Origin of the sequence: Vibrio splendidus, from assembly GCF_024347615.1 — a bacterium.
In the GTDB taxonomy this organism is placed as follows: domain Bacteria; phylum Pseudomonadota; class Gammaproteobacteria; order Enterobacterales; family Vibrionaceae; genus Vibrio; species Vibrio splendidus.
The window spans coordinates 2,074,509-2,100,087 of record NZ_AP025508.1; the positions used below are offsets into that span (position 1 = coordinate 2,074,509).

The 25,579-nt window shown below is 42.9% G+C and carries 39 protein-coding genes; 9 read left to right on the forward strand and 30 right to left on the reverse strand.

The window, feature by feature from the left end:
- Position 1 precedes the first annotated feature (1 nt).
- The 30 genes from OCU90_RS09400 to OCU90_RS09545 form a co-directional block, all read right to left on the reverse strand.
- Positions 2 to 1,162 carry a hypothetical protein gene (locus OCU90_RS09400; protein WP_061024275.1) on the reverse strand — a complete coding sequence of 387 codons (1,161 nt, stop codon included), beginning with the start codon at positions 1,160 to 1,162 and terminating at the stop codon, positions 2 to 4.
- A 209-nt stretch (positions 1,163 to 1,371) separates the two neighbouring features.
- Positions 1,372 to 1,695, reverse strand: a complete 324-nt coding sequence (locus OCU90_RS09405; protein ID WP_061024277.1) for a DUF2829 domain-containing protein — start codon at positions 1,693 to 1,695, stop codon at positions 1,372 to 1,374.
- On the reverse strand, positions 1,692 to 2,174 hold the full coding sequence (locus OCU90_RS09410; protein ID WP_061024278.1) for a glycoside hydrolase family protein: 483 nt from the start codon (positions 2,172 to 2,174) through the stop codon (positions 1,692 to 1,694). The genes OCU90_RS09405 and OCU90_RS09410 overlap by 4 nt, the downstream gene beginning before the upstream one ends.
- On the reverse strand, positions 2,161 to 2,304 hold the full coding sequence (locus tag OCU90_RS09415) for a hypothetical protein (protein ID WP_155647282.1): 144 nt from the start codon (positions 2,302 to 2,304) through the stop codon (positions 2,161 to 2,163). The genes OCU90_RS09410 and OCU90_RS09415 overlap by 14 nt, the downstream gene beginning before the upstream one ends.
- A complete protein-coding gene (locus tag OCU90_RS09420) occupies positions 2,304 to 2,804 on the reverse strand; it encodes a hypothetical protein (RefSeq protein ID WP_061024280.1) in 501 nt (166 codons plus the stop codon). Before OCU90_RS09420 ends, OCU90_RS09415 begins: the two co-directional genes overlap by 1 nt.
- A gap of 2 nt (positions 2,805 to 2,806) precedes the next feature.
- Complete coding sequence (locus OCU90_RS09425; RefSeq protein ID WP_081089998.1) at positions 2,807 to 4,921, reverse strand: portal protein; 2,115 nt, start codon at positions 4,919 to 4,921, stop codon at positions 2,807 to 2,809.
- Positions 4,922 to 4,932: 11 nt separating this feature from the next.
- Entirely contained in the window at positions 4,933 to 6,675 is a 1,743-nt protein-coding gene (locus OCU90_RS09430; protein ID WP_081089999.1) for a terminase, read from the reverse strand.
- Entirely contained in the window at positions 6,662 to 7,633 is a 972-nt protein-coding gene (locus tag OCU90_RS09435; RefSeq protein ID WP_061024282.1) for a hypothetical protein, read from the reverse strand. Before OCU90_RS09435 ends, OCU90_RS09430 begins: the two co-directional genes overlap by 14 nt.
- Before the next feature lie 50 nt (positions 7,634 to 7,683).
- A complete protein-coding gene (locus OCU90_RS09440) occupies positions 7,684 to 8,109 on the reverse strand; it encodes a hypothetical protein (protein ID WP_061024284.1) in 426 nt (141 codons plus the stop codon).
- Between the two features lie 81 nt (positions 8,110 to 8,190).
- Complete coding sequence (locus OCU90_RS09445; protein ID WP_061024286.1) at positions 8,191 to 8,424, reverse strand: hypothetical protein; 234 nt, start codon at positions 8,422 to 8,424, stop codon at positions 8,191 to 8,193.
- Between the two features lie 156 nt (positions 8,425 to 8,580).
- Positions 8,581 to 9,585 (reverse strand): hypothetical protein, encoded by a 1,005-nt coding sequence (locus OCU90_RS09450; protein ID WP_061024287.1) that lies wholly within the window; start codon positions 9,583 to 9,585, stop codon positions 8,581 to 8,583.
- Positions 9,585 to 9,821 (reverse strand): hypothetical protein, encoded by a 237-nt coding sequence (locus tag OCU90_RS09455; protein WP_061024289.1) that lies wholly within the window; start codon positions 9,819 to 9,821, stop codon positions 9,585 to 9,587. The genes OCU90_RS09450 and OCU90_RS09455 overlap by 1 nt, the downstream gene beginning before the upstream one ends.
- A 13-nt stretch (positions 9,822 to 9,834) precedes the next feature.
- A complete protein-coding gene (locus tag OCU90_RS09460; protein WP_061024291.1) occupies positions 9,835 to 10,206 on the reverse strand; it encodes an RrF2 family transcriptional regulator in 372 nt (123 codons plus the stop codon).
- Between the two features lie 31 nt (positions 10,207 to 10,237).
- The gene (locus OCU90_RS09465; RefSeq protein ID WP_061024293.1) at positions 10,238 to 10,480 is read right to left on the reverse strand and encodes a hypothetical protein; all 243 of its coding nucleotides are present in this window, start codon (positions 10,478 to 10,480) and stop codon (positions 10,238 to 10,240) included.
- Positions 10,477 to 11,040 (reverse strand): hypothetical protein, encoded by a 564-nt coding sequence (locus OCU90_RS09470; protein ID WP_061024295.1) that lies wholly within the window; start codon positions 11,038 to 11,040, stop codon positions 10,477 to 10,479. Before OCU90_RS09470 ends, OCU90_RS09465 begins: the two co-directional genes overlap by 4 nt.
- Before the next feature lie 73 nt (positions 11,041 to 11,113).
- Positions 11,114 to 11,671, reverse strand: coding sequence for a hypothetical protein (locus OCU90_RS09475; RefSeq protein WP_061024297.1), 558 nt, complete (start codon positions 11,669 to 11,671; stop codon positions 11,114 to 11,116).
- 100 nt (positions 11,672 to 11,771) lie between these two features.
- The gene (locus OCU90_RS09480; protein ID WP_061024301.1) at positions 11,772 to 12,305 is read right to left on the reverse strand and encodes a J domain-containing protein; all 534 of its coding nucleotides are present in this window, start codon (positions 12,303 to 12,305) and stop codon (positions 11,772 to 11,774) included.
- A gap of 70 nt (positions 12,306 to 12,375) precedes the next feature.
- On the reverse strand, positions 12,376 to 12,591 hold the full coding sequence (locus OCU90_RS09485; protein WP_061024303.1) for a hypothetical protein: 216 nt from the start codon (positions 12,589 to 12,591) through the stop codon (positions 12,376 to 12,378).
- 55 nt (positions 12,592 to 12,646) lie between these two features.
- Entirely contained in the window at positions 12,647 to 13,144 is a 498-nt protein-coding gene (locus OCU90_RS09490; protein WP_143700561.1) for a hypothetical protein, read from the reverse strand.
- Positions 13,145 to 13,149: 5 nt separating this feature from the next.
- Positions 13,150 to 13,575, reverse strand: a complete 426-nt coding sequence (locus tag OCU90_RS09495) for a hypothetical protein (RefSeq protein ID WP_061024307.1) — start codon at positions 13,573 to 13,575, stop codon at positions 13,150 to 13,152.
- Between the two features lie 131 nt (positions 13,576 to 13,706).
- On the reverse strand, positions 13,707 to 14,063 hold the full coding sequence (locus OCU90_RS09500; RefSeq protein WP_061024308.1) for a hypothetical protein: 357 nt from the start codon (positions 14,061 to 14,063) through the stop codon (positions 13,707 to 13,709).
- Positions 14,053 to 14,346, reverse strand: a complete 294-nt coding sequence (locus OCU90_RS09505) for a hypothetical protein (protein ID WP_061024310.1) — start codon at positions 14,344 to 14,346, stop codon at positions 14,053 to 14,055. Before OCU90_RS09505 ends, OCU90_RS09500 begins: the two co-directional genes overlap by 11 nt.
- Positions 14,347 to 14,549: 203 nt before the next feature.
- Complete coding sequence (locus tag OCU90_RS09510) at positions 14,550 to 14,978, reverse strand: Ref family recombination enhancement nuclease (protein ID WP_061024312.1); 429 nt, start codon at positions 14,976 to 14,978, stop codon at positions 14,550 to 14,552.
- Positions 14,975 to 15,454, reverse strand: coding sequence for a hypothetical protein (locus OCU90_RS09515; protein ID WP_061024314.1), 480 nt, complete (start codon positions 15,452 to 15,454; stop codon positions 14,975 to 14,977). Before OCU90_RS09515 ends, OCU90_RS09510 begins: the two co-directional genes overlap by 4 nt.
- On the reverse strand, positions 15,454 to 15,738 hold the full coding sequence (locus tag OCU90_RS09520) for a hypothetical protein (protein ID WP_061024316.1): 285 nt from the start codon (positions 15,736 to 15,738) through the stop codon (positions 15,454 to 15,456). Before OCU90_RS09520 ends, OCU90_RS09515 begins: the two co-directional genes overlap by 1 nt.
- Before the next feature lie 3 nt (positions 15,739 to 15,741).
- The gene (locus OCU90_RS09525; RefSeq protein ID WP_061024318.1) at positions 15,742 to 15,954 is read right to left on the reverse strand and encodes a hypothetical protein; all 213 of its coding nucleotides are present in this window, start codon (positions 15,952 to 15,954) and stop codon (positions 15,742 to 15,744) included.
- Positions 15,947 to 16,771: a BRO-N domain-containing protein gene (locus OCU90_RS09530; protein WP_061024320.1), complete on the reverse strand. Its 825-nt coding sequence runs from the start codon at positions 16,769 to 16,771 to the stop codon at positions 15,947 to 15,949. Before OCU90_RS09530 ends, OCU90_RS09525 begins: the two co-directional genes overlap by 8 nt.
- Positions 16,768 to 17,283 carry a hypothetical protein gene (locus OCU90_RS09535; RefSeq protein WP_261809207.1) on the reverse strand — a complete coding sequence of 172 codons (516 nt, stop codon included), beginning with the start codon at positions 17,281 to 17,283 and terminating at the stop codon, positions 16,768 to 16,770. Before OCU90_RS09535 ends, OCU90_RS09530 begins: the two co-directional genes overlap by 4 nt.
- Positions 17,189 to 18,250: a hypothetical protein gene (locus OCU90_RS09540; RefSeq protein ID WP_061024325.1), complete on the reverse strand. Its 1,062-nt coding sequence runs from the start codon at positions 18,248 to 18,250 to the stop codon at positions 17,189 to 17,191. Before OCU90_RS09540 ends, OCU90_RS09535 begins: the two co-directional genes overlap by 95 nt.
- 85 nt (positions 18,251 to 18,335) lie before the next feature.
- A complete protein-coding gene (locus OCU90_RS09545) occupies positions 18,336 to 18,635 on the reverse strand; it encodes a hypothetical protein (RefSeq protein ID WP_061024327.1) in 300 nt (99 codons plus the stop codon).
- A 314-nt stretch (positions 18,636 to 18,949) separates the two neighbouring features.
- Here OCU90_RS09545 and OCU90_RS09550 point away from each other — a divergent pair, with 314 nt between their 5' ends.
- The 9 genes from OCU90_RS09550 to OCU90_RS09590 all read left to right on the forward strand — a co-directional run bounded on the left by OCU90_RS09550 (position 18,950) and on the right by OCU90_RS09590 (position 25,514).
- Positions 18,950 to 19,588 carry a helix-turn-helix domain-containing protein gene (locus tag OCU90_RS09550; protein ID WP_061024360.1) on the forward strand — a complete coding sequence of 213 codons (639 nt, stop codon included), beginning with the start codon at positions 18,950 to 18,952 and terminating at the stop codon, positions 19,586 to 19,588.
- A gap of 314 nt (positions 19,589 to 19,902) precedes the next feature.
- Entirely contained in the window at positions 19,903 to 20,313 is a 411-nt protein-coding gene (locus tag OCU90_RS09555; protein WP_061024329.1) for a hypothetical protein, read from the forward strand.
- 8 nt (positions 20,314 to 20,321) lie between these two features.
- A complete protein-coding gene (locus OCU90_RS09560; protein WP_061024331.1) occupies positions 20,322 to 21,149 on the forward strand; it encodes a DUF2303 family protein in 828 nt (275 codons plus the stop codon).
- Positions 21,150 to 21,201: 52 nt separating this feature from the next.
- Positions 21,202 to 22,317, forward strand: coding sequence for a hypothetical protein (locus OCU90_RS09565; protein ID WP_061024333.1), 1,116 nt, complete (start codon positions 21,202 to 21,204; stop codon positions 22,315 to 22,317).
- A gap of 11 nt (positions 22,318 to 22,328) precedes the next feature.
- Positions 22,329 to 22,940 carry an MT-A70 family methyltransferase gene (locus OCU90_RS09570; RefSeq protein ID WP_061024336.1) on the forward strand — a complete coding sequence of 204 codons (612 nt, stop codon included), beginning with the start codon at positions 22,329 to 22,331 and terminating at the stop codon, positions 22,938 to 22,940.
- A complete protein-coding gene (locus OCU90_RS09575) occupies positions 22,937 to 23,170 on the forward strand; it encodes a hypothetical protein (protein ID WP_061024337.1) in 234 nt (77 codons plus the stop codon). Before OCU90_RS09570 ends, OCU90_RS09575 begins: the two co-directional genes overlap by 4 nt.
- A 412-nt stretch (positions 23,171 to 23,582) precedes the next feature.
- A complete protein-coding gene (locus tag OCU90_RS09580; RefSeq protein WP_061024339.1) occupies positions 23,583 to 24,245 on the forward strand; it encodes a hypothetical protein in 663 nt (220 codons plus the stop codon).
- A 139-nt stretch (positions 24,246 to 24,384) separates the two neighbouring features.
- Positions 24,385 to 24,921, forward strand: coding sequence for a hypothetical protein (locus OCU90_RS09585; protein WP_061024342.1), 537 nt, complete (start codon positions 24,385 to 24,387; stop codon positions 24,919 to 24,921).
- Between the two features lie 80 nt (positions 24,922 to 25,001).
- Entirely contained in the window at positions 25,002 to 25,514 is a 513-nt protein-coding gene (locus tag OCU90_RS09590; protein ID WP_061024344.1) for a hypothetical protein, read from the forward strand.
- The last annotated feature ends 65 nt before the right edge of the window (positions 25,515 to 25,579 follow it).

Consider the following 25,579-nt stretch of genomic DNA (forward strand, 5'->3'; position numbering starts at 1 on the left):
ATTAGTCCAAAGCTAGTGCCGCATTCGCTAGGAACGCTTCAACTTCTTCCGGTGACATAGACGCAAGCGAAGTTTCAAGAGCCATAGGATCTTGAGCTGCTAACGCTTCATGCGCTGATTGACTTCCGGTTGAAGGTGAACCGCCTAACGAAGTTGGCGAATTAGGTACTTGCGTCTGTGCTTCTGCTGGTGGCTGTTCTGGTTGTTTGCTTTGTTTAGGTTCTTGCCCTTGCTTCGCTAGTTCTTGGTCAATAGACGCTTGAACCGGGTCACCAAAGGAAGTCTTAACGCGGCGCTGAACCTCAGTAAAGCGTTCTTGCACAGACATTGATTGAAAACTAGGGTCATTCTTCAGCTTGTTGTCGATAATCAAGGCCATTTGCCAGCGATCTGGATCTTCACTCGACCACGAATTAAGTTCTGCATTTTCTGGGGCGTTTAAAGCCTCATCTACCACTTGTGGACCTTGTGATTGCTCACTAGGTTGTTCTGTAGTTGCTGCGCCGTTGTTTCCTTTCGCTTCTGCAAACTTAGAGATTAACGCCGCGATTACTGCACCAGCTTGACCGCCAATTTCGTCTTGAATGTTCTGAATTGCTTCAGGGTCATTCAAAAGTTCTTCAGGTAGCTTATCTGGGGTAATCCCTGCTTCTTCTAGTTGCTTTTCTAGCAATTGGGTACGTTGGGCTGAACTTCGGGTTTGTTCTAGTTCCTGCTCCATATCAGCAAGTTTCGACTTGTATCCACCAGCATCATTACGGGCCGATTCAAGCACCTCATAAGGAATTGTGTGTTTACCGTTCTTGCCAAGAACTTGAGCATTTTTAGGATCTACTGGTACATATAACTGACCATCAATTTCTCGAACTCCATCACTTAACAAGTCAGCCTTTGCATCACCGCTCGGGTCGTCGCTACCCTTACCAGTTTCACCATTGGCAACGTCTGTCTCTGGTTTCGCTTGTGCTTGTCCGGTCGTGTCGATCACTTCTGGATAATCACTAACTTCTGGTGTTTCAACTGTTTGGTTGGTTTGCTGAAGCTCGCCTTCTTCATCTTCTCCACCAAATAACAGATCTCCGTCGAGTTCCATGTTAGATAGTGATTCATCAATGCTATCGGCATCGCCTGTTGATAGTGCTTGGTCAAGTTCTGTAGTCATTATTCCCTCGCTATTTCTCGCCATAGCTGCGTAATTTGTTTTCATTGGATACGAAAAAGCCAACGATATAGATAAAGATCTTTTCGTTGGCTTTCTCTTGCGCGTTACATCGAACGCGCCAATGTGTCTCGAATAAATTATATTTGTTATTCACTAATAACACAATGACACGAACGCGACAGATGGTTATATAAAAAATAGCCGTTATCTTATTGATTAATAAGTGTTTTATTGACGCACCATTCCTTTGCTTGCTCATCGGTGACCATAAACCAATCATTTGCTAACGTATCCGAAGTGCTAGGTGTCCAACATGCAATATCGTTCTGGGCTGTTTTAAGCGCGTAATAAGCTCGATATGGCACTACGTTATTGTTAAACAAATCTTTAATTGCTTCGGTTTGAGCGTGATATTTACCACTTGGCACATAGTAGGCAAACATATTGGCACCGTTCCAACCGTGTCGGGCTACTCGCTTACCAATTTTCATTAATTCAATGGCTTTACCAAAGCTAAAACTGTTCGCGCTCATAGTCGGCACCCTTCTAATTTATCGCCATAGACCAGCTCAATATCACCAAGCTCTAGAGTATTAGCGTGACGCGCAGCTCGAGCGGTAGTTTGCTCAAACCAACGGCTGTCAATTGCCTCTAGCCTTGCCTTATTGAAGTCACCCACGGCTAAAGCTGCGATCATGTTCTTGAACTTGAGCATCTTACGAATACTCATTTGATAAGCCATAGAAATGACAATGGCCTTACGACTTTCATTCAAGTTTTTGTACCAATCGAACTTAACTAAACGGTTGTTGATGTGTTCAACACGGTCCAATAGCATCACCTTGGCGACTGGCTTAGTCACATACATATCGAAGTCTTTAATATCGGCACCTTTTACGCCAATACGCCAACCAATACCAACAGTCGGATAACCTTCACTACAGTAATAAGGGCGCGGCTTATAACCTTCTTCAAAGTGAATTAGTGCCAAATAGAGATCAATTGCCTTCATGGTTCACCTCGTTGCGTTCTTCAATACGGTCAACAATGTCTTGAGGCTTAACCCGGTCACCAGTACAACCTAGTGATTCCATCATTTCTTGAATTTCTGTTTTTGGTTTGAATTGAGTTGGTAATGTCATTACTTGATTCCTTTATTTAGTCTTGTTCGCTTAATACCTTGCATCATGGTGGCACCTAACCAGAACACGATAGCCGTAGAGAACGCGCCCATAACTTGGCCCGTAATAAGAAAAATTAGTTGCTCGTACTTCTCAGGCACCACCCATTTAAACAACGAGTAATACATACCCGCGACCATGGCGCACAAGATTAAGGTCAATAGCGGCGGCATCCAGTGTTCAGAGTTATGATCTCTAGCGTCCTGACTGTCTTCTAGTTGCTTGGTGTATTGGTCCAGTGCTAAGGCTTGCAACTTATTGGAGTGTTGAGCCTGAAACTCGACAATCTTTAATAATGCTTCTGGGTTATGGAGTAGTTCTTTAATGATTTCCTCTGGTGAGTCTTTAACACCAAGAACGCCAGCAAGAAGAGAACCTACAGCGTTACCGCTTGGCCCGCCTAGTAGTGATCCGACTAATGGGGCCGCTTGGCCCACGATACTTTTAACTTGTTCCCACATAATTACACCTGAATACTTTGGATTGATTGAGTGATGTTACTTAGCAGTGCTTCTTTTGCGGCCTCTGCTCCTTGGCTAATCTGTTGCATTTCTTCCAGTAACTTAGCTGTGTCGGCTTCAATCTTCTGATCAGACACATCGGCTGATTCAACATCGCGGTTAAGCTTTTCAACCTTGGCGCGCATTTCGTTGACCTTCTCAATAGCTAAATCAACCTCGGCTTTCATTCCTGCGCGCTGCATTTCTGCCGCTTCAGCTTCTTGCTGTTGCTGCTGTTGCAATGCTGCTAACTCTTCCTCGTTCATATCCTCTTGATCCTTTGGAACGTTCAGAGTAGAGCGGATACGGCTTAAAATTTCCTGCTTGTTCGGGAAGTCCATCAACTCGACAACCATATCGATCATGGTGGCCTGTAGTTCTGGTGGTAGTTGGCTAACCATTTGGCTTAGTTGTTGGGCCATTTGTGCGCGGTAGCTTGCGGTTTGCTGGATCGGTGCCTGTGCAATGTGGCCTTTCCAACGTTTAACATCGTTGTCTACGCTGCCGTCATCGTTCGATACGTTAAGTTGGACCTGTTTTTTCTTGTGTGAGTCTTCTTTATGAATGGTTACAGCAAGGTTTGATTGTCTTGCGAGGTCTTCAATTAGATAGGCCATTAACAGATCGGCTACTCGGGTACGTGAGTAATGATAGTTATCGTTGATCTCGGCTAGTGTTGTTGCGCCCTGTTCCACCAGCGAGTTAATAGCAACGCCTGAAGTTGCTGAAGAGTCTTGACCTAACATAGCGTTATACACACCAGCTACGTCTTGAATCTGCTTAATGGAGTCTTGCATCACGGTGAACTGTTGAGCCGCAATATTGAAGTCTTGTTGAATCTGAAGTGTTTCAGATATCGACTTCTTGTTTCTGCGGTCTGGGTTAAGTTCAATATATCCGTCCGGCCTTTCAACCTCGGCCATTAAGTTATCGCGGCTCATGTTCGTAGCGTCTTTATCTGCAATCACTCGCTTGGCCTGTAGTAACCAAGTAAGTTTCATACGTCTAAAGTTGATCTCATCTTGAGAGCTAATCATTCGACTGATTAGGCCGTATGGTTCGCCAGATTTATCTTTACGATATCCAATGAAAGGAACAACGGGAAAGTAACCAGTTGGGGCAACTGATTCACGATCGACAATACGGTGTGGACCAACAAACCATGCTTCTCGGATAGTTGACCATGTAGCAATGCGGGGCTTGAACGTTCCCATTTTCACACCAACGGCGTGGGCTACGTTTTCAGGGTTATAAGCTAACGTTCGACCGCCTTTAAGGTCGATAACATAGCCACGTTCAAACACTTTGTAATAAATGACCTCGAGCATGACGCGACCACGGCGGCGATCCATCCACTCGGATTCCTTACGGTCCCAACTTTCAAATTCATGGAATGCGGCTAATAATCCGGTATCCACTTCTTCATAGCTTTCAACGCCCGCCCAATCATCCCAACCGTTAATTGATTGCTTGATGATCTCAGCATGTTCAGGGAACCAACTAATACATTCATCTACATCAACCCAACGCTTACGCATGATCCAACGTGCGTCTGACAAGTCGGCCTCTTGAGCGTGCCAATCCCACCACATTTCTTGTCTTCGCACTGCTTTAACGTTGTAAGGTCCACCGTAAAAAGGATCATCATTACGATGTACTTCAACCCAACCAATACCAGCTTTAACTTGGGACGCGTAGGCATCGGCGTTAGCTCGGTCGCCTCGAGCCAAACGCCAAGCATCCTTAAACTTTTCTTGCAGTGCATCTTTAAGCTGTTCGCCGTCTTCATCATCGGCAGTAAGAATTAAATCAGTACGCGTTCTTGCTTCCATACCTAAAACGCCGTCAATCGTTGGCGCGATAAGGTTAGTCACTAAAACAGGTTGCCCGCGTTCCTCAAGCGTTTCTTTAAGGTCAGCACTCACTTGGTGGCCGTCATAGTAATCACAACAGATTTGAGACGGATCTCGCCAATTCGGTTGGTTATCTACATCACTCATCAAGTTCTTTAGCTGAGTTAAGGTAAACCCGCTTTGCTCTGGTGGCGCTGGCATTTCTGTAACTGCCTCGGTGTTCATAAATCTATCCTCTAGTGTTTACGGTAATCGCCACCTAGGGCGCGTGGTTTGTAGTCCTTGCGTGGGAGCCTTGGCATACGAACAACCATTTCAAGGGCAATTGCATAACTCATGACCTGATCATCAAAAGCGCCTTGAATGGCATTGGTCCCGCCTTTCTCGTCATAAACATAAGTGTTCATTTCGCTCACGGTGCCAATCCATTGAATACCGTCTCGTCCGTGTCTTAATTCCTCTTTCATGTTGCTAATGATAATAGGTTTACTCTTACGTGTCGTTAGCCACCCGAGGCGATCCGTTGATTCTTGTTTGTCGTCCTTGTCGTGATGTTCCTCTTCATAGATACGTGCAACCGGGTAAACCTCACGTAGAACATTCAACACTGCATGACCGTGGTTATTACGTTCAGGGCCGATATAAGCCTTGTTATAGAACCTACCAACATGGGCCATTAACTTGGCAAAGAGATCGGTATCTAGGTGACCGTACCAATGGGCCACTTGATTTCCATTTTCATCAAGCACATCGAAGGAAGATCTATCACCATGCTCTAAACCTTCAGCAATATCGCCGCCTATAGCGTAATCGGTGTCTTCATCTGGTAGTTCCCAAATGAGTAGGTAACCCATTAGGCCTTTAATTACATCCTCTTTTGTTCCGTCTCTATTCACATTGTTTCGAGCGTCAATCATTTTCCCTGTTTCTGGGTCCACATCGTAAACAAGCAAAGGTTTAGAGCATCGAGATTCAGCGTTCATGCTGTCTATTGGATTGAATACACGGCGACCGGACGTTAAGAACGCCTCTTGAGGTGTACTTGGGTATTCTTGTTTGGTGTGTTCGCCGTACTTGTTGTAAGTCTCTACGTACCATTGCTTTTGTGTATCTGACAAAGGCTTACCCAAGTGCTGAAGGGCAAAAGGATCTATTGCTTTGAAGTACTCAATAAAATACTTAGATAGTTTCAGGCCTGTACGTGGTACTGGTGCATGGTATTTAGGGTGTGTGAACCAAGGAATGAATCTAAAGTGAAAGTCTTTAGCGCCTAGAGCTATTCCCGCTTGTTGCCGTTCTTCAGCATCCTTACACAAATTAAAGAACAGTCCGGCCGCACCTTCGGCGGTTGATTCAATGAATAGCTTTGAACCTTCGTGAACGGTAGGCATGGAACCGGTTTGAATCTCTTTGGCTCTCATAGGGAAACCAGCACAGATCCGGCCTAACTCCGATATGTGTAAGAATTGAAGCGTACCCGAACGGAAAGAAGTACGAACCGCAATGCTCGAACCGTTAGCAAATTTCATCGTGCCGCCATTGGCACCACCACGGCGTTCCTTTAGTGGTTTACGTGATTTGATGTAACTTGGTAGGTTGTCATAAGGGAACATCACCTTAGTTGCGAAGATGGCGCCGGCGCTTTCCAAGTCCTGGGCGATAATCCCCGCTTTGAAATTTTTAGAAAACAGACAGCAATCCAGACCATAAATATCGATGTAGGTACTAAAACCTAGCTGGCGCGCCTTGAGTATGATCTCGAACGTATGAGAGGTTTCAAATAATTCACGTTGAGCGTCTCGCATTTCAAAGGTAACGACTCTGCCCTGCTCATCTTCAATCTTATAGAGATTGTTCAGCCTCCAACGGCGGTTAGTGGCAACAAAGCGTAAATATCGGCGCTTCTCTGGCCTAGCCAGTGCACGAAACTGAAGGTCACTTAATAGCGGTGTGCTGTCGTTAAGATCAGTCGTCAACATGCAACTGACCTCCGCGCTCTTTAAAGCGCTCTAGAATCTCATCCTCTTGCATTTCCATAGCTTCATCTAACTCCAAGCCAAGATCGTCTTTGTCGCCTAGTCCCTCTCGTTCTTTGGCTGTTAATTCATGCTCGGCTAGTGCTGTTTGGGCTACTGATTGCTTGGTCTTGGCATCTGCTAGGCCAATACCTTTCTCTTTCAGTTTGGTATCGACTGTAATGTGATTGGTGTGAACTCGGGTCTTGGTGGTTGAGGCCTTGGTAAACTCACGGTTAGCCATTTGGCCTTCGATGTATTCAAGCTTGCCAGTGTGATAGGTAACTTGGCTTAAGCTGCCGCTCATTCGTTTCTCTATCCCGGCAAGTTCATCTATCTGGCCCTCTGTCGGTGGCTTACCATCTTTGATTTGTTGCTCTATCGCTTCATTGAGAGCTGTCATTTCATCTTTGTAGCGTCCGAACGCTTCAAGCGCCTGAAGTGAAGCAAGCTTATGGACCTCTAACTTAAATTCATCATCAACTTGGTGCGAGTACTTCACCAGATCCCCAAATGCTCGGGTCATTAGGCCGTGAACGAATGCGTTCTTATTCCCCTCTGGCGCTCCCGCTCCTTTGCGCTTCCCGCCGTGACTACCTTTGCCTTTCTTACTTCTTGATTGATTACGCGGTTTTTTGGTTTCGCTGGTGGAGAGATTGGGTGATGAGTCTTGGCGGTTAGATTTTTCATCAAACTGAACACTTCCGGCTTTGTTCTGTTCTGTTAGCCTGTTCTGTGCGCTTGTTCCGTTGTTCTGTTCTATTTCTATTCCGTTCTCTTCTAACAGTTTGTTATTCAAGTACTTTCTAGCTGTAGAATAGTTCAGACCATTGCGAACACAAAAAGACTTAAGATCAACGCCAGTATCTTTAACTTCCGTAACGTATTGTTTCTTAATGTTTTTCCAATTTGTTTTAGCCACTGGTCAAAACCTCATAAGTCTTTAAATGTGAACATTATATCTTGTTCTGTTTATTTTTCCCTGTTCGCTTGTTCTTTTCGAATTTTTATGGCTCGTTCAAGCCACTCTCTAAGCTGCGGAATATTATCGGTTGTAACCTCGAGAACGATCCAACCAAGTAGCTGGGCTTCATTCATCTTCTCTCTGTCTTGAGCGAACCCGACACCTCGAACATGACGACCGTTCGAGTGGTGACCGCCGTGAACCTCTAACCCAATCTTTAGGTCAGGCCATGCGTAGTCTAGCCTCCACTTTCTAGTGGGGTGAAAAATATGTTCAGCAGTGTAAGAAGGTAGTGCTATTAGATTGCGCTGTATGCGCGCCTGAAGCTTGATAAAGGCGGCTTTAGCCTTAGCTTTGGCCTGTTCCTTTTCTATTGACTTGGTGGCTTTGCCTTGCAATGTACCGAGATATCGAGCGGGGATATAAATTGTCATGGTCGAATCCTTGTGTTTTGAACGAACCATAACAAAAAAGCCAGCATAATGCTGGCTCTTGGGTGTTGGGGATATTAGTTATTAATTAAGCAATCCTGTAGTGAAATTACCTTTCACATATGATTCAAGAATATCGACTTTTAGGTCGCTATCGCCTAACTCGAAGTCTGGAATAGAAACATGAAACTTCATTTTTCTAGATTCATCAATGCAGTTAAATGTAACTAAAATACCTTCACGCTTTGATTCTGTGCATTCAATTACTTGATAAAAATCGTACTTACGGCCTGTTTCGATTGAGAATGTTTTGTTCATTGGTCATTACCTTTTAATACTGGGTGGATTACCAGCCCGGCAAGGTTATCATTTAATAATTTACTAACAACCCATTTATTTGTATGTAACACACTTACAATCTTGTACATTGTCATTACAAACAAATGCAGGGTGGTAAAAATTTAGTAAAATCAATTAACAACACGGCCCACAATCTGGACACTTACCGCCACCTTGTTTTTCACAGCTCTTACACACAAGAAAATAATTCATTACTCCCATGTTAAAACCGTCCTTGCCTATCGTTACTAAGCCGGGACTTCCTTCTTTAAAAGGCGTGTTGTCTCTTATCAGCTCACCAGACTCTAATAATATTTGGTAAATAGAGCTGTTGAGTTCTTCACGGTCGTTAAACCAAAGAAGTGCACTAGCCCATTTTTGAATTGATTCGGTATCCAACTCTAGAACCAACTTACCTTTGTACTTATTAGCGCTTGGCAACTCGGTTACAGGTTCAGGTAATACGCCAAGGTAGCGCCTATTGATTTCAGCTAATTTTGTCTTGTAGAACTCCAAGCTAGCAAATCGTTCACGGCTACGTTCTAACTTGTTTTGTTTCTTCAGGGATATAGCTCTAATCTCTGATTCCGGTCCCGCCGTTTCAGTCTGTTTGTAAGCACCCATTTTTATGGTTACGTTTCTTAACTGAGCAATCCAAACCCTTGAATGCTTGCTTTCGTCTGTATGTTGCTTGGCTGTCTCGGCTGCTCTATTCACTATGTATGTGGTGTTTCTTCCTGATAATGTAGGCAACCACTTGATAAATCCGTCCGTTGCTCTGATTGTTTGAGACAAGTCATTCATCAGATCGTTAAGAGGCTTAAGTACTGAGCCACCAGCCAAAACATCTAAAAACTCTACAGCGTGTTTCGCGTGGTAAGTTCCCTCGTTTAGCTGGCACAAAAAGTAATCTTGCCAATCAAAGCTATCACCGCTAATCGTGGCCCAACTTTCTTTAGCTCGAATATTGGCGTAAATAGCTTTCGCCCCATCAGTACCAGTTGTGCACTTGTTTGGGATCTCAAAGTCTGCAAACCAGAACTTAAGAAAGTCCTCAATAAATACCTTTTCTTGCTGCTCTGGTGTTGGCGTTAATTTTTCTGTTTGGTCGGTCATGGTCTTACCTTGTTTCGGTTTCATTAGTCTACGTATGTGATCATATTTAATCGTTGGGCTATGCGAATCATGTTGCTTGAACGCTGCTCGAAGAACGCACGACAAACAATGTCCTCGTTCTTCATGGTCCCTTCGTGGCAAACAAAATGAGAGTCGTTCTTAGCACAATCGCTTAATATGTTTTTCTTTCTATCGTCACTAACAATCTTGTTAGAGCCAAACAGACACTTACCGCAACACTTCTTTTTTACTTTCATCATGGTTATAGCCTTTTTAAATCATAGTGCTGCGGTTCAATTCAGAAACCCTCATGGTTCCCGTTAGTTCTTCAATCTTTGCGAGAAGCTTGGGCGTTGTTTCTGATTTAAAAGCATCGAGATATATTGAAAGAATTACATCCCTAACGGTAACGCTCTCATCTTGAATCACGTACCCGCCATTAGGACCACGCTTTGATTTAACAATCTCCCCTTTATTGAGAAGTGCTATAACTTGCTCAACATAGGACATAGATAGGTTTAAGTGCTTTGAAATAGACTCCACACTCATAATCCCTTCGTGGACAACCAGCGTACTTACGATTGATAAAGCTACGTTTACCTTAGAGCTGAATATATTTTGGCTTTTTTGTACTTGTTTGGTCATTGGTCATTACCTTGTTTAAAATTGGTGTCGCTTAAAGGCTATGGTCATTCATAGCGAATGTGATGTGATACTTAACGCCTGTTGTACCCTCTATTAACTTGGTTCGCTTGATAGTGCGGCGTATGGCCTTATCACTATCAGGTAATCCGGCAATCTCTTCTTGAACCTGTTTGAGAGTGTCAGGGTCCATAATTGCGTTACTTGGGTACACTCCGTAATCCTTTACGAATTTATTAATTCCGTTAACCAGTGCCGTTAGACGTTGCGCTTTCAATTCATTTTCTCCACTTTGAAACCAAGCTCATGCAAAGCTGCGGTAATGATTTCTTTCTGAGTTGTCCAATCAATCGTAACGTTCTTGATGTAATTGATATCGCCTTGGCACACTTCGCAATCTTCGTCCGGCCCTTCAAAGTCACAAGCACTGCAAGAACACTCAACATCAATAGAATGCTCACCTATTAGCGGTGCCTTTAATTGGCCTAGAAAGTCTTTCTCTTCCACCAGCGTTACAAGTTCATGTTGACGCTTTAATTGTGGGCTGAAGTCTAAAACGTCTTGGTCTGGGTCAATCACTCCGTTCGTTGGTGACATCAATGTTTGAGCGCAACCAATAACGCGCCAAAGAGAAGGTGAATGACGTTCGAAACGATTAGCCAGTGCATTGATCTGGCGCTTTTCTGAGTCGGTCAGATCAACGTAGTTATCATCCCATCCATAGCTGAACACGTTGTTTTGCTCTAGCGTTTGAGCGGCGTGGATGATCTTGTATGTATTATCAAAATCTTCGGGTGTGGCGATTGCCATTTTTAATTGAACAGTTTGTGTGGTCATTGGTCGTTACCTTGTTTTAATGCTTGGCTAGCGGTTGTTACCGCCAGCCCTCTAACTGCTTTAAATTATTCCGTTACACCGTAGCGAAATTAAATACATGATCCGAGTTAATCACTTCAAAAATCTTACCGTCAATTTCCGCACCTACTACAGTACGAGGAACACCGTTAACCTCAATTTCAATGAGATCACCCTTTGGCAGTTCTTTTTCATTTTCGTATCCTATGGTGTTGTTACGGTTCCAAGTAAGCACTTCAATTTGGTGGCGAGTGATAACCATGTATTCGCAAGTCCATACAGAATCAAATAGGCGTTTAACGAAATAAAAACGTTCTGGATTCTTAGGTGTTAGTTCTTCAATCATGATTACAACCTCTTCTTTGATAGTGCTTAACATTGGCGTTTCATCCATGTGAGCTTTTTGGTGGATACGGCGGGCTAACTCTTTGAATAATTCAATTTTTCGCTCACTTCTAGGTAGCATTCCTTCAACGTCAGCAAGGTATTGCATTGCGCTAGTAGCTCGCTTTATTAGCTGCTTACTTGTCTGCTTGTCTTTGGTTGAAGTGAACTCTAGAAAGTTTTTAAGCGAAATTAGAGTGAGTTCTGGTTTTTGGTCTTGTTTGGTCATTACCTTGTTCCTTATATCGCTCGGGGCAGAATCACCCTGAACAAGTCAAATATATTTTATATATACGTAATTTACAACGATTTTATTTACGTTCGTGTCACTAAGCGGCAAATTTAAGGGTTCTCTGGTATTGAGTATTGATCTCCTGCATGGTTTCTATATCCCCACCTTTGTCTGGGTGATATATACTGCTTAGTCGCTTAAACCTGTCTTTCACTTCTCGTTTTGTTGGCTGGTGGGCGAAAACAAAGAAGTCATTTAACCTCATGCTTTCATCTATTGGTTCACGACCGCCCATACTATTGGCTTGTGACTGCTTCCTTGCTTCTGTCTCGTAAAGATCCTTGTAACTATCACGCTCCATCAAGGCTTGCTCTAACCTTGACGCGCAATAGGTGGCGTTATCAGATAACACCCTATTCTCACTAACCAGCTTATTTATCGATATTTTTGCTTGGCCTAGCGCTTGGGCCAACGTATCGGACTCACGTTTGCGAACATCAATTAAGTGTTCCCATTTTTTCTTTTCCCTCTCTGCTATCTTTCCAGCTTTGAAGTACTTAATAGCAACCTCCACCAGCGCTAATCCAACTAATATCGCTGATACTATCCAAACAATGTCTTTAGTAATCATATGTAAATCCCGTTTATTTATGATGCGAACGAATCATTTAAAGCCGATAAAAAAGCCCGAAGGCTTTTTTTTAATCTTGGTGGCTAATAATGCTCATTCTTTCCATGAACCTTCTCGCTAATGTCGCCGTGACTAACGATTTGATTAATTGCGGGTCTTTATTAAACCACTGATTAAGTGTATCTCGACCTCGACCAGATTCCTTGACTAGATCGTCAATTTTGAGGTCAAACTGTTTTAAGTATTTGGCAAAGGTTTGTTTGGTTGTTTCTTCTTTCTTACTCATGATGGGCCTGTTTTTCTATTGGTCGGTTAATTTTGGTCATTACCTTGAACGGTTATCAGTCAAATGCTGCTAACTGTTCGGCTGCTAAGTTATCACTTATGGCCGCTTCCTTAAACAATTGGGTCACATCGGACCGGATTTGCTCGGGTACGTCGTCACCTTCTGCAATGATGTATGCCATTGCATCACCAAAGCGCGGCGTAGCGGGACCATAGGCCAAAATAGCCGCCGCTAGGCCGTAGTTATCAAGCTCAACTTTAGAACGAGACAAACGACTATTGATAAAGTCACGCGGCACAATGAAATTACGCGCACAAATTGACTTCACATCCAGGGGCGTGTGTATCGATGCCCTTACCACTTCATGACTAACGCCTAACGTATCCGCTAAGATTGCCGCCAGCGTGGTTTTCATCACTTCAGGGTCAAACGTGTTATTCAGTGGTGCCAGTTCTTCAGGACTTGCAAAAGCCACCAGCATAAACGCCGTGTAGTAATCATCAGACTTAACGCCAACTAGATCGGCCGTGATTGTTTCTATTGCTTCTGACAATTCCATTATTCTGCTACCTCTGCTAGTTCTGCCAGTTCTTCGATCTCTGAAGTGTCTTCAGGTACGGGAAGGAATATCGGGCCTTCTTTTGCTTCTTCTGGTGCTGTTAGCTGTTCCAACAAAGTGGCGTACTTTTCATTAACTTCACTTAGCTCTGTTTCAAGCTCTGTGTTGCGTTGTGATATCTGATTAGCAATTGCTACGTTCACGCTCACCGCCGCCGCTGAATCCACCAGCGAATTAGTGATGTTGTTTGCTGCTTGGTTGTCGCTTATTTGTGTTAATGCTTTTGACGCTGCGCCAATAATGTGAGGAATAGGGTTAACGATTTCGTTTTTCCCTTCCGTAACTATTTTTGTTGCCGCCGCTTCTACTCGGCTGGTGATTGCTTCTGATAGCAACATTTCTTGAGTGACTGTTGTTGAGTTCATAACTTGCTGTCTCTTTTTCATGTTCGTAAATGGTTACTGATTGGAATCGGCCTACCACTCGAGCAAGTCGAACCATAAAATCAAACAAGCCAAGGCGTTTGGCCTCGGCTGATACTTTTTCACGCAGTTCCTCAATGGAGGGTGCTTGCTCCTGTTCCTGTGTCATTGGCCTCTGTTCGTTTCTTGCTGCAATCAGGGCAACCACATTCGCGCCCTTTTATATCAATAACGTCAGTGTCTATGAGGTGGCGGTAAATACTCTTAACCATTTCGGGCATTAACTGACGAATCACCGTAGTAAACTCATAAGACACAGCGTTAAGCTCTGCATTACCTTCTACTGGTGCATAAGAGACATCTACACCAATCGCTGTGCCTCCTTTTATTGGGCTAGTGAACTTAAGCAATACCGCCGCACCTTCACCGTTCAGTGCTTTGGTCAGTCTTTCAATGTGTTCATTTTTAATCTGGTCGGCCTTATCGCTCATTTTCTTCACTCCATTTGTGTATCGCTAAGATTTCTTTAGTTGGTCTAAGTTGATGCTTTGCAAACACAACGTCATAGGATCTTAAGAACGCTACGTATCGGTCAATAAGTCGAGGCTGCAAACCAATCTTTAAGTAATGTTCAAACTGGATAGCATCACGTTCAAAATATGCTGCGATTCGTTCAAGTGCTTCGCGTTCTGTGCACTTCAAGCTGTAAGAGAGCAAGCGAACCGATACCGAAAAGCCATTAGCGGCTATTTTTGTTCCTTCGGGGCTTAACATGCTGGCACCGCCTTTTTAGCGCCGTAATTGGCTAAAAATGTAGTGCGGATTTGTTTGTGATTAGCTCCCCAACGTAATAATTGGAGGTACATTCTGTCTTGTTTGGTCTTCATGGTCTGGTCTACCTTGTTTCGCTCAACTCGAACTGATCCGTTCGAGTCGCATTAGATTAAAAAAAAGATCGATTTGATGCAATCGAAATCTTAACCATTTTTGTTTTTTGCGTCCTGTGTTAGTAATTCGTCAAAGTTCCAAATGCCTGTTATCTCCCCTATCTGATCCTGTGCATCCAGCGGTAAGCGGTCCCATACATATTTAACTAAATCTAATTCGACTCCTACCTTGTCTTTGAATGCGGCGTAATGGCTACCAAGTGGTGAGTGTCTAATAGGTTCTCCCTTTGGTAACTTAGTACCGTTTACAGATCCACGGTGATGTGCCGGACAAAGGCCGTATGTAAAAAAGTGCGCTAACGGTTTAATGCTCCCATTGGTATGGTGCACTTCAACGTATTCGGCTGGCTCGGGATAATCATTGTCATATCCAAGCTTGGCACAAGCTACGCAAGCACTAGAATTAAGCATGGCCGCGATATAGATTTGTTCCGACTTGTTAGGTTTACGTCCTTTCATCGTTGTTTATCCCTTAGTGTTGCGATTTGCTTTTCAACACGATTCTTTTTTATTTGAATCTCTTTCAATCGGCGCGTTCTGCGCTCTTCGGCCATTATGGTTTCACCAAGACCACGCTTAGATAGAATGCGAATATCACTGTTGATAGTGGTTAACTGTCGATTGAGTTTGGCGATATCTCGACTAGCTGGTGACTGCTTCTTGGTTAATGTGGCTTTAGGGTCATTCTTGTACTCACGGTTTCTAAGCCATGTCAGTGGATGAACCTCGCCAGTAACATGGCCCGCATTAGTGCGGATAAAGCTCAACCGCTCTCGAGCACATTTGATCAAGTGATCAGTAAAAGCCTCGAGGTCAAAATTACCTTTGCTTTCATCGTGGCAAATCTTAGAAAACTCATTAGCGCACTGCGCTTTACTGATCTTTTTGAATCCAGATTCACGCCAAAATGACTCGAACGAAACACCAATAGTCATTAAAAAAGCTCCTCAGTGTCGTCTTCTTGTTGAGCTTTAACTTCGCTGACCGCTAGATTGGTACACGCGTTACGAATTAGTTTTTGGGTGTCTTTACTTTGAGCTTCATACAATGAGTCACGCTTACACTCTTCATAAATCACCTTCAGCTTATTCATTTCAATCGCCGTAGTTGCCTTAGCTCGGTTCGCCTTCATTCGCGTGGCAATGTTGGCGCTAATTTGAAATGATGAAAGCGAAAGCAGCAATACAGCTATTAGCCCAATCAGTAATTTTTGAAACATGGTTTAACCCTTCTTTCTAGTTAAAAACAGATACACGCCTACAACGGCCACCAGCAAATAAGCAACAAAACAAAACACCAGCATAAGAACCCCGAAAACATCATGCTCAAATTGAACATGTAAGGCCCACGCCATTTTTGAAAAATCGAACATTGATTTGATAAACATAACCAAGCCCAAAACATAAAGCAGAATAAAAGCTACGTTCTTAACCATCGTGACACTCACTTTTGAATTTAAGGTACTTATCTAACAAGCGGCCCTTTGCTTGAAACCGACCTAAACGGCCACCAGTGAACCATTGCTTATTCTCTGATAGCTCTGAACTTTTAAGCTCTTGGCCTAGAGCGAACTTAAACGAATCGATTTCAACCATATCGGATAGAGAACGATAATCGCCAACACTCACTTTCTTAGTTTGTAGATCATAGCCAGCGCACAGATCTTTGCCTTTCTGCTTACTCATGCCGAAGTGCGTAGCCAAACGACTGACTAAACCCCAACCTTCCGGCGTTCCTTCCGTTACTTGCTTGATAGTGTTCTCTAGTCGTTCCAATCTTTGGCCCTGATCTGTTTGCGTTCGCTCCATATCCACCAGCACTTGACCTTGCTCTACTAAAAATTGACCTTGAGCCGCTAGCAATTCCGTTTTTGTCAATGGCCTCGGGTCCATCTGATAAGAACCGCTCTTTCGAATGCTTGGTAATACTTCATGAGTTACCCATTTCTGGAATGGGCGCGCTTTTCTTAAATCTGTTCTCATAACAAGATCATAAAAACCAGCCTCATTAATTACTCTGAGGGATTGATTCAAACTAGCCGTTGCTTCACAGCACGTTGAAAAATCCAAAACAATGTCTTTTAACAGTTTTTTATCCTGCTCATCTACATGATTACGAACAGAGGATCGAGTTGATACCAATCCGATTTTTTCACCGACTTCGTTGGCTATGAACCAAACATTACCTTCATCATCAAGGATTGCCGTGAGATCGCCAAAAAGTGGCTTTTTAAATATTTGTACTTTACTCATTGGTCATTACCTTTTGTTAAGCCCGCTATACGGTCACTAAACTTGTGTTTCTTCCCGCTTCTTTTGAACTCTTCCCTTTGCTGATCCGCAAGACTTACGGCGCTATGCACTGGCAAAGCCTTTAACACCTCTCCCTCTTCTCGTAACTCACCCTTCAGCTCAAGCTCGTCAGCTACGCGTAAATACTTAGCGAACTCACCAAACTGTTTGCTTGCTGTGGCCCTCTTCAAATTCCAACCTGTTGAAGCAACAACGTGCTTTTCCGCTCGGCCTTCTGGTTGGTTTGCTTCAAATCGAACAAACGCCCTTTCGAGTTCTTTTTTCGTTCTTAGGTCCACCAGCGCGGCGAACTCTCCAAGTGTCGGCGGGAATCTATCTCCTTCGGATAAACGCTCACGACAAATGTTGATCATTCGACTAGCTTGTTTGTCCGTCAGTGAAATTAGGAAGTTCACCCACTCGTCGCTCGGCTGTTCCCCATTCATTGAACTCCAAAGGTTCCCGTACATCATGGTTAACCGTTCCCATTGACTCGCCACCTTGGGATGAAATATCAGATCCGTAACGCTCGATGTATGATCGTTGTGTAGCTGTTCGTGACTTCTTGATTGCTGGCATGTCATTTGATGCGATTCTGAGGTGGACGGGAAAGATTGATTGATCCGCGTGTTCTCCATAAGCGATTCCATTGAGTTCTGGTGCGTGGCTTGCTTGTCCATGGCGTTGGTGTCCTTGGGTTTGGTTGTGCGGGTTACTTGCAGAGTTCAAGGCGTTTTGCATCCAACTAAAATCAAACTTCGCCCAACCGCGATCAGACCAAAAATCTAAAATCTGTTCATTGCTGTAACCAAACTGGCGCGCCTTCTCAAGTTCTGGGGCTAGGTTCTTGATCACTCGGTCTGTAATTACTTTGTTTCCGCGCAATTTGATGTATTCAACGATTTGTTCGTCTGTGAGCTTTAGCGGTGAAAAGTCTAAGGTTTGATACTTCTTAGGAATGGGACTTTTTTTACTAATATCTTTAGGATTACTGGTAGTAGGATCTATGGTAGTAGGATCTGTGTGATTTATTTCACACCCGGCTGTGATATTTTTCACACCAACCCTGTGATTTATTTCACACCCAGATGTGATTTTTTCCACACCAACCAACTCCGATTTTTGAGTGCTAGTTAATCGCCATTCTTTCCCTTTTTGAGTGATTTTAACGAGCGATCTTTGATTGGTAGAATTGCGCTTTACCAACCCCTTTTTCTCTAAAGCAAGTAGGTTAATTTGAACGGTGTTAGGCCTAGTGAAAAACAGAGGCAATTCATCAATAACTTTCTGTTTGCTAATCCACTTGTACGCTTGGTTATCACTAACCATATCGTCACCCCAAGACTCTAGATCGTAAACGAACGCCATTAACGCCGCTTGTGCGCCATTAAGCTCCCATTCAACTGACTTCACTTGATTGATATTTACGGAGTACTGCATTATCATTTCCTAGTTCGTATTTTGTTGGTAAGCCTTGTCAGGGAACTTATCAATTACTCAAACCGCCTCCTTTGGCGGTTTTTGTTTATTCAATGTCTGCAATTTCTTGGCGAATCTTCGCTAAGTTCTCTTCATGGTCCTTTTCGTTAAACTCTTCGGTGATTGGTGAGCTTGTAATTAGCTTGGCGTTAACCAATTCAATCTTTACGCTGAACCACACAGACAATTCCATATTGAGCTTTTCAGCAATGTCATGATCGTTGTGTACATCCAGGTCATATCGAGCACACAAACAGGTATAAACCCCCAAAGCGGCCATACTTAGGTCTTTCTCAAGAGCGTAAACAGGCACAATTATTTGCCCGTTGATTTCATTGAATTGCATTTTGGTGGGACTCCTTTAATGACTTTTGGCTAAGAGAACGGCGGGAACGAGCAATAACAGGCGTTGCATAGGGGCAACTGGTGAGCGTATCGCTCCCGTTCTCTTACCAAAAATCATTAATTTGAAACTAACAAGGTTCCCGCCTTGCTCACTTCGAGAATAAGATTCTTGATCGAAACACTCATGCAAATCAACCACTTTATTATTTATAAGTGGCAAATAATTACGTCAGTGAACTTTTTGTATTCTTTTTATTGCTGAAGTGTGCCGTTAAGTTCATACTTATGACACGTAATGAACAAGAGAGAGATTCTATGAAAAGCAAGCTAGCGTTAAATATCGAACAGAGGAAACGTGATCTAGGAATCGCGACCAATTTACAGCTATCACAACTTTCTGGTGTTAGTCGTGCTGTAATAACCAACGTTCAACTTCAACCACATAAAAGCATCATGCTAGAAAGTGGCTTGATGTTAGCTAAGGCGCTAGATTGCCGTATGGAATGGCTGGCTACTGGTGAAGGCCCGGTAAATCTTGATGATGTAGAACGCCACCAAAGGATTGCGTTTGGCTGTCCTGTCCTAACTCTTGGTGATATAGCCAAGTCTCCTATAGGAAGCCTTATAGAGCAGTCAGTAGAGGATGTTAGTAGAGAACGCATACCTTGCCCGATGGGTAGTAACGAGCACCGCTTCGTTATACGAATTAATGATGCTATCGGTAAGTATTGGGCTGGTGGCTTGATGTACTTTGAAATTAACAGCACGCCGACTAATGGCAAGCCTGTTTTAGTTTCTATGGGTGATGGAATTGAGATCATGGAATACGCTCGAGCGCATGGCCGCGTATTCTTCAAATCACTAAGCGAAGATATCCCACAAGAATTAAAATTCATTGAAAAGACGGATGAAATGACCGTTCTAGCCAGCTATGTGGCTTACGCAGCAAGCTAAAAAAATAGACTAAATTCCTGTTCAGAACTTCTAAACGCCCCATTCGGGGCGTTTTTTTTTGCCTCAAATTCAGAGCTTACAATAATTCTTTTTGATTTTTTTATCGCCAATCACTTCACATTTGAGAATACGATTGTTAATCTATGTCTCGTTCGGAACACTACGGGCAAAATTAAACCCCGCACGAAGGCGGGGCTTAACACAAGGTAATGACCAACCAGACTAACCAAAAGGTAAGGAAGGTTGTTCATGTTCGCTAGCCGACCAAAGCAGCGAACGTGTTTATATTAACACAGGATTAAGGTAGTTCAACCATGACCGATACAACAAGCGCCAATAAACCAGATGTAGATAGCCGTATAACAGACTTTCCTGAGCTAATGCAGCAACTAGATGCGGGCGTTATTTCTACAGTTCTAGGGCTGGCACTCTCTAACGTTGCTCGCGCTGTAGCAAACTCAAATAAGCAAGGCGCTGTCACTCTCAAACTAACTGTTAAGCCTAATTCGACTACAGACAATTCAATCGTTGATGTAATCAGCGATATCAAAGTTCTTGAGCCTAAGCCTAATCACGGCGCCAAGGTTGAAGACTTCCGCTATGGCTCTGTAGCCTTTGTTGGATACGGCGGCAAGCTCTCTTATGACCGCCCTAAGCTCGATGTAAACCACCAACGTCAGTTAGATATTCATGCTGGCATCACTTCTCTTTCAATCGGTAAATAGGTAATAAAATGTCTGTAACCCCAGAAGCAATTAAACATATCGCTAAAATCTCTCACGTTCCTGAGTTCCTTAAGCAACTTGAAGACGCGAATACACAAAGTCAGTTAGTGATGATCCCTGAAGGTTTCAAAGTTCAAGACCTTGAATCACACCAAGCACACCGTAATAGCTTGCGTGGTGAATTTAAAACTCCGGTGATCGCTGAGTTCGTTAACTACGCTGAAAAGTTCCCAACTGAGTCAGCTAAGACCTTCATCGATGTTGAAACAATGTCAGCATGTACCGTGTTTGACTTAGGTGACACTGAGCAAGCGGGCCACCAACGTCACAAAGCAACATTGAAACTTCGTAAAACAGCACCTTTCAAAGTTCTGTTACAACGTAATGGTCGTCAAGCAGAACAGCGTGAAATGGCTGAATGGCTTGAAGATAACACCGACTTCCTGAAGGCATTCGATGGTAACGGCGAAGTAATTGAAATGTCGAAAGCGATCGCTGCTGTTCGTGAACTGTCGTTTGAGCATAAGCGCGGGCGTGAAAGCAAAGTTAATAACTTCTCTGAACATCAAAGTGAATATGAATCAATCGCTACTAAGACGCGTGAAGATCTTGTACTTCCTGCGGCGTTTGTATTCGAGTGCATCCCGTATCAAGGCCTTGAATCTTTCCGCTTTGAGCTTCGAGTATCAATTAAAGGTGCTGACTTAATTAACCTACGCATTAAGAACCTAGAAGCGAAAGAAGAAGAGATCGCGCAATCGTTCTTGGATCTTCTGAAAGAAACGTTTGAAGAAAAAGAACTGACTCAACCGCTATTCATTGGCGAGTGGGACTAATCACTTAACTGGCCCGCTCCTATGAGTGGGCTAACCAAAGCAAGGAATTATAATGGCCGACCAAACCCAATCCCTAGACGTTACCGTTAATCACCTTCTTACAATGGTTCGCAACCAATTAAGTAACCTTGGTTCGCTGGTGGATACTCACGCCACGAACGTAGGCGAATCACTTGATGCTGAATTATCTGATTACAACAACATGGTTCAAGCGCTAGAGGACGCAGACAAAGCGAAAGTTCAGCTTGAGCTTAAGGTAATCGAGTTAGAGAGCAACCTAGAGAATCGAGAGCTTGAACATACAAATCAGTTATCAACTCTACGTTCTGAGTTCACCCAATTGAAAATCAAGCTGGAAACGTGGAGCGCAATGAAAGCCGAACGTGACGAACTCAAGGCCATGGACCCGAAGGCACTTAAGAAAAAGCTTAAGGAAAAATCGAACCTAGCGGCCGAACGTCTTACCGGGCTACAAAAATCAAAACGTGAGAACGGTGAATATCGCCGTGAGAACTCTCAACTTAAAAAGCGTGTAGCTGTACTTGAAGAAACGGCACTAGAGGCTGGTAAAGAAGTTGAACGACTTCACAACCAAGTCGTTCGCCAAGATGGTGATGTACTAAACAAGGTATTCAAAGGCAAAGACGGCCTTGAGTGCTTTATCTATCTATACCATTGGGGTTTATCTTTCAGACCGGATAATGGTGCGATTAAAACGATTAACGATTCTGATTTCCATATCGTGATGAGAACTAACCGAGGGATCAACCTTTGTGTTTCTTGTTCTGATTACTTCGTGCCGTTCATGCCAACGTGTACCGACTTGGAAGGTTATCTACCAGAAAGTATCTATGACGCTATGACTGAGGTGTTTGTCGATGAAATGGGTAAGTCTCACCCTTACCTACTAGAACGTATGGAATGGGCGAAAGAAACAGCCCTTGAGGACGTTGACGCACTTACTAGCAAGCAACTTAAGCTACTAGCTGAAGCTGACTTTTACAGCGTGTACAGCGTGATTCACTTACCAGACGCAACTTTGGCACAGCGTGTTAGAGGCCTTTCTATTAAGTCGGCTACTGAACTACGAAAAACAGTACATGAGAAAATAGTTAAGCCTTGGTGCTTAGAGAACTGGACCAAAGAACAAGTTAAAGCTTACGGATAAAGGTTAAGAACATGACGACACTAGACGAAAAATACAGCGTAATTTTTGCAGATCCACCGTGGCTTTACCGTGACAAGGCAGATAGTGGCAAGCGTGGTGCTAAACACCAGTACAAAGTCATGACAGCAAGAGATATTAGCCGCTTGCCAGTAGATAAGATCGCGGCTGAACAATGTGTTTTGTTTATGTGGCATGTTCCAACCCAACCGCGTGAAGCTTTAATGGTCCTTGAGGCTTGGGGCTTTAGGTTCATGACTATGAAAGGGTTTACTTGGGGTAAGCATTACAAGAAAGCGACTCACAAGTTTTGTATTGGTATGGGCCATATGACACGCGCCAACTCTGAAGATTGCTTGATCGCAGTTAAAGGGAAACTACCGGAACGTTTAAACGCTGGTATCTGCCAGTTAGTCATGGGACCAAGACACGAAAACAGTAAAAAACCTGAAGTATTCAGAAAGCTGATCACCGACTTGGTTGGAGATCTTCCTAGAATTGAATTGTTTGCCCGAAGTGATACCACTATTGAAGGTTGGGATTGCTTTGGGAACGAATATTTTGGCGACAATAAAGTTATTTATGATGGATCTAATTTTGTATTAAGTGAGGAAAAAAACAAATGAATGAAGCAAACGGCGTAGAAGTTCCAAAGCTTATCTCTCAAGAGAAGTTATTAGATCGATACAAACCATTTTCAAAGACAGACGGCAAGCCAATGTCTAAGCGCGCTCTTCACAAATGGCGCAAAGATCGCGGATTTCCAAACCCAATTATTAATTCTCCGCGCTCTCACTGGAAATTTACGGATGTACTAGATTGGGAAAAACAGAACGGATATGAAGGTTTACTATAAATAGTTTTTATTCTCATTGAATTAACGCGATTATTTAGATCAATTCATGGTCGAGTAAGTATTGAGATGACTAAGCAAGTGGCGGCGAAGAAAATTGATCTGCAATTCTAGCCGCTATGGCTTCAACAAGTGTTGCTACTAACTTAACTACCACCTCAAAAGTGCCCCAAACCGATTTAGAGCAAAAATGTTATCTACCGATCCTTATAGCGACTTTCCATACCAAAACTAATTGTTAGGTAAAAGGCATACCATGTACCTATAGTTGTCTGTTTATGGGACACCTACTTCTATCCATTTAATGTATTTCCAATTGCGCAATACGATCTATTTACGCATGAAAGTGTTGTTTTATGCGTAAATAGATCATATTGTAAGGCTGTGTCGTTAAACAATGAAGAGGTGCATTAAAATGGCGTTTAGAGCAGATGAAGAAAAAAAAAGGGGTTATGAGAAAGCCCTAAACTACTTAGTCCCAAGAGATGGTAGTCCAGAACTTAGGGAGCAAGCTAGACAGCTAATTATAGACCTAATCGACAAATATGGTCCTGTAATTGACTCATACCCATCTTGGCACCCTATGGTGTCTAATCATGATGATAGATACCCTGTTACAACTCCTAGCTATGAATGTGGCTATAAGGGCTTGGATCATACAATATTCCTTGCTCATGGCTTTATTACTTGCCCTTACCATGGCGCGGACGAGGTGATAGATGCTGTGAATAGGCTGCCTAATAACCATGTAGCTGAAATCGTAGCAGAACGCCTAGAGATTCCTTTATACAACTCAGCAACCGAATCAGTATTAGTTAAATGTGAGTGGCATGATGCTCTACCTTTAGATCGTATGATCCCTAAACACATAGCAATTCCACTAATGCTAGAAAAAGAAATTCCTTGTTGGAGATGGTCAACGTTTGGGGAAACTTGGGAAACGATGAGACCTTATTTTTTAGGTGATCCATATGGTAGTAGATCGTCTCTTTTTGTTAGCCAAGAGACTGGTCATGCAATGAAAACAATTTGGAATGCGATTATCAATACAGGAATGTATGGCCCAATTCGAGTATAAGTAAGGGAAATAGTGAATCAGCACATAAGTAATTGTTATTAAATGCTTTATAGTAGAATCGCACTGAAATTTTCTGATTTAGTATGCAGATTTCCACGTATCACTTTTGCAGTAGACCTTTCAAGGAGTCTGTAGCCAAATGTCAAATAAAGAACCAAACAAAGTTCTGCAATGTTTATCAGTAACAGTAATGCTGGGAGTATCCTTGTATTTTGGTTCGATGAGTAAGCCAACAGAAATGGCATTGGCTATAACAGCTGGCTTCTTAGGGCTAATATTTGCCAATCTAGATAAATTCAAGAGCTTTAGAGCCGGAAATCTTGAAGCTCAATTGAGAGAAGAACAAATAGAAGCTGTTTTAGAAAAAGAAACTGAAACTTCGATTGAAGGAATAGACGAAGTCAATGCTCAAGTACCGAATGTTAATCTAGTTTCCGAAAGCTCGAAGAATGTCCTGACGGCCTTACAAGACCATAAATATACATGGCGCTATGTATCAGGCTTGTCTAAAGAAACAAACCTAACTCGAATTCAAGTTAAAGAGTCACTTCAATGGCTTTCAGAACATGGTTATGTTAAGAAATCACTTGGTAAAAATGGGGAAATTTGGGCGTCTACCCCAGAGGGACGCTATCTATTTGCATTAATTCGTTTTAACAGTATGGTCGATGCATAGGCACTAAAACGATGCCGTTAGCTTTATTTCGTACTAACTAATTTCTACTCATATGCCAGTTTGGCAACTTAGAGGGTTTTATGGATTTGTTTGAAAAATATCAGACATTCGTTGCAGGCTTGATTGGTTTTTTAGGAGTGATGGCTACTATAAAAGCAAACAGTGAGCAAAATAGAGCACAATTACGTGAAGAAAGAAAACAAGAAAGTAGTGCTCTTAGGTGTACATTAATAGAAGAACTTCGGCTAATTTCGGGCTCGAATACCTTGAACATAGAGGGTCTAAGTAATCGTAAGGTCTATCCCATTGCGTACATCCCTTCAACCCCGCATATTCAAGCGTTTAAACAATTAGTACCCAAGTTTGGACTACTGAATGCTAACGAAATTAAGAAAACAATGTTGGCTTATCAGTTGATTCAAGAGCTACCTGATAGGCTTCGCTTCTTACAAACAATGGATCAATCGGTGCATATCGAAAATTTTATCGCTATAGATGAATCACAGTGTAACAACGCAGTAGAAGTTTTTGATTCGATGCTTAGTCCCGTACTACAAGCTATTGAAATATTAGAGTGTTACGATAAACCTTAGTAATCATTTACGGCTAGTTTAAAATATAATCCAGTAAAAAGCTGAACCCACTCGATATTTAGATA

Coding starts and splice junctions, on each gene's coding strand:
- OCU90_RS09460 (WP_061024291.1), bottom strand. CDS start 10,206: ATGACCAAACAAGTACAAAAAAGCCAAAATATATTCAGCTCTAAGGTA.
- OCU90_RS09410 (WP_061024278.1), bottom strand. CDS start 2,174: ATGAAGGCAATTGATCTCTATTTGGCACTAATTCACTTTGAAGAAGGT.
- OCU90_RS09470 (WP_061024295.1), bottom strand. CDS start 11,040: ATGACCACACAAACTGTTCAATTAAAAATGGCAATCGCCACACCCGAA.
- OCU90_RS09515 (WP_061024314.1), bottom strand. CDS start 15,454: ATGACTATTGGTGTTTCGTTCGAGTCATTTTGGCGTGAATCTGGATTC.
- OCU90_RS09560 (WP_061024331.1), top strand. CDS start 20,322: ATGTCTGTAACCCCAGAAGCAATTAAACATATCGCTAAAATCTCTCAC.
- OCU90_RS09425 (WP_081089998.1), bottom strand. CDS start 4,921: ATGAACACCGAGGCAGTTACAGAAATGCCAGCGCCACCAGAGCAAAGC.
- OCU90_RS09440 (WP_061024284.1), bottom strand. CDS start 8,109: ATGACAATTTATATCCCCGCTCGATATCTCGGTACATTGCAAGGCAAA.
- OCU90_RS09455 (WP_061024289.1), bottom strand. CDS start 9,821: ATGATGAAAGTAAAAAAGAAGTGTTGCGGTAAGTGTCTGTTTGGCTCT.
- OCU90_RS09505 (WP_061024310.1), bottom strand. CDS start 14,346: ATGTTAAGCCCCGAAGGAACAAAAATAGCCGCTAATGGCTTTTCGGTA.
- OCU90_RS09500 (WP_061024308.1), bottom strand. CDS start 14,063: ATGAGCGATAAGGCCGACCAGATTAAAAATGAACACATTGAAAGACTG.
- OCU90_RS09415 (WP_155647282.1), bottom strand. CDS start 2,304: ATGACATTACCAACTCAATTCAAACCAAAAACAGAAATTCAAGAAATG.
- OCU90_RS09420 (WP_061024280.1), bottom strand. CDS start 2,804: ATGTGGGAACAAGTTAAAAGTATCGTGGGCCAAGCGGCCCCATTAGTC.
- OCU90_RS09525 (WP_061024318.1), bottom strand. CDS start 15,954: ATGGTTAAGAACGTAGCTTTTATTCTGCTTTATGTTTTGGGCTTGGTT.
- OCU90_RS09510 (WP_061024312.1), bottom strand. CDS start 14,978: ATGAAAGGACGTAAACCTAACAAGTCGGAACAAATCTATATCGCGGCC.
- OCU90_RS09530 (WP_061024320.1), bottom strand. CDS start 16,771: ATGAGTAAAGTACAAATATTTAAAAAGCCACTTTTTGGCGATCTCACG.
- OCU90_RS09495 (WP_061024307.1), bottom strand. CDS start 13,575: ATGAACTCAACAACAGTCACTCAAGAAATGTTGCTATCAGAAGCAATC.
- OCU90_RS09570 (WP_061024336.1), top strand. CDS start 22,329: ATGACGACACTAGACGAAAAATACAGCGTAATTTTTGCAGATCCACCG.
- OCU90_RS09450 (WP_061024287.1), bottom strand. CDS start 9,585: ATGAAACCGAAACAAGGTAAGACCATGACCGACCAAACAGAAAAATTA.
- OCU90_RS09540 (WP_061024325.1), bottom strand. CDS start 18,250: ATGCAGTACTCCGTAAATATCAATCAAGTGAAGTCAGTTGAATGGGAG.
- OCU90_RS09430 (WP_081089999.1), bottom strand. CDS start 6,675: ATGTTGACGACTGATCTTAACGACAGCACACCGCTATTAAGTGACCTT.
- OCU90_RS09565 (WP_061024333.1), top strand. CDS start 21,202: ATGGCCGACCAAACCCAATCCCTAGACGTTACCGTTAATCACCTTCTT.
- OCU90_RS09585 (WP_061024342.1), top strand. CDS start 24,385: ATGTCAAATAAAGAACCAAACAAAGTTCTGCAATGTTTATCAGTAACA.
- OCU90_RS09555 (WP_061024329.1), top strand. CDS start 19,903: ATGACCGATACAACAAGCGCCAATAAACCAGATGTAGATAGCCGTATA.
- OCU90_RS09545 (WP_061024327.1), bottom strand. CDS start 18,635: ATGCAATTCAATGAAATCAACGGGCAAATAATTGTGCCTGTTTACGCT.
- OCU90_RS09400 (WP_061024275.1), bottom strand. CDS start 1,162: ATGACTACAGAACTTGACCAAGCACTATCAACAGGCGATGCCGATAGC.
- OCU90_RS09550 (WP_061024360.1), top strand. CDS start 18,950: ATGAAAAGCAAGCTAGCGTTAAATATCGAACAGAGGAAACGTGATCTA.
- OCU90_RS09480 (WP_061024301.1), bottom strand. CDS start 12,305: ATGATTACTAAAGACATTGTTTGGATAGTATCAGCGATATTAGTTGGA.
- OCU90_RS09520 (WP_061024316.1), bottom strand. CDS start 15,738: ATGTTTCAAAAATTACTGATTGGGCTAATAGCTGTATTGCTGCTTTCG.
- OCU90_RS09580 (WP_061024339.1), top strand. CDS start 23,583: ATGGCGTTTAGAGCAGATGAAGAAAAAAAAAGGGGTTATGAGAAAGCC.
- OCU90_RS09590 (WP_061024344.1), top strand. CDS start 25,002: ATGGATTTGTTTGAAAAATATCAGACATTCGTTGCAGGCTTGATTGGT.
- OCU90_RS09485 (WP_061024303.1), bottom strand. CDS start 12,591: ATGAGTAAGAAAGAAGAAACAACCAAACAAACCTTTGCCAAATACTTA.
- OCU90_RS09445 (WP_061024286.1), bottom strand. CDS start 8,424: ATGAACAAAACATTCTCAATCGAAACAGGCCGTAAGTACGATTTTTAT.
- OCU90_RS09405 (WP_061024277.1), bottom strand. CDS start 1,695: ATGAGCGCGAACAGTTTTAGCTTTGGTAAAGCCATTGAATTAATGAAA.
- OCU90_RS09575 (WP_061024337.1), top strand. CDS start 22,937: ATGAATGAAGCAAACGGCGTAGAAGTTCCAAAGCTTATCTCTCAAGAG.
- OCU90_RS09535 (WP_261809207.1), bottom strand. CDS start 17,283: ATGATGTACGGGAACCTTTGGAGTTCAATGAATGGGGAACAGCCGAGC.
- OCU90_RS09475 (WP_061024297.1), bottom strand. CDS start 11,671: ATGACCAAACAAGACCAAAAACCAGAACTCACTCTAATTTCGCTTAAA.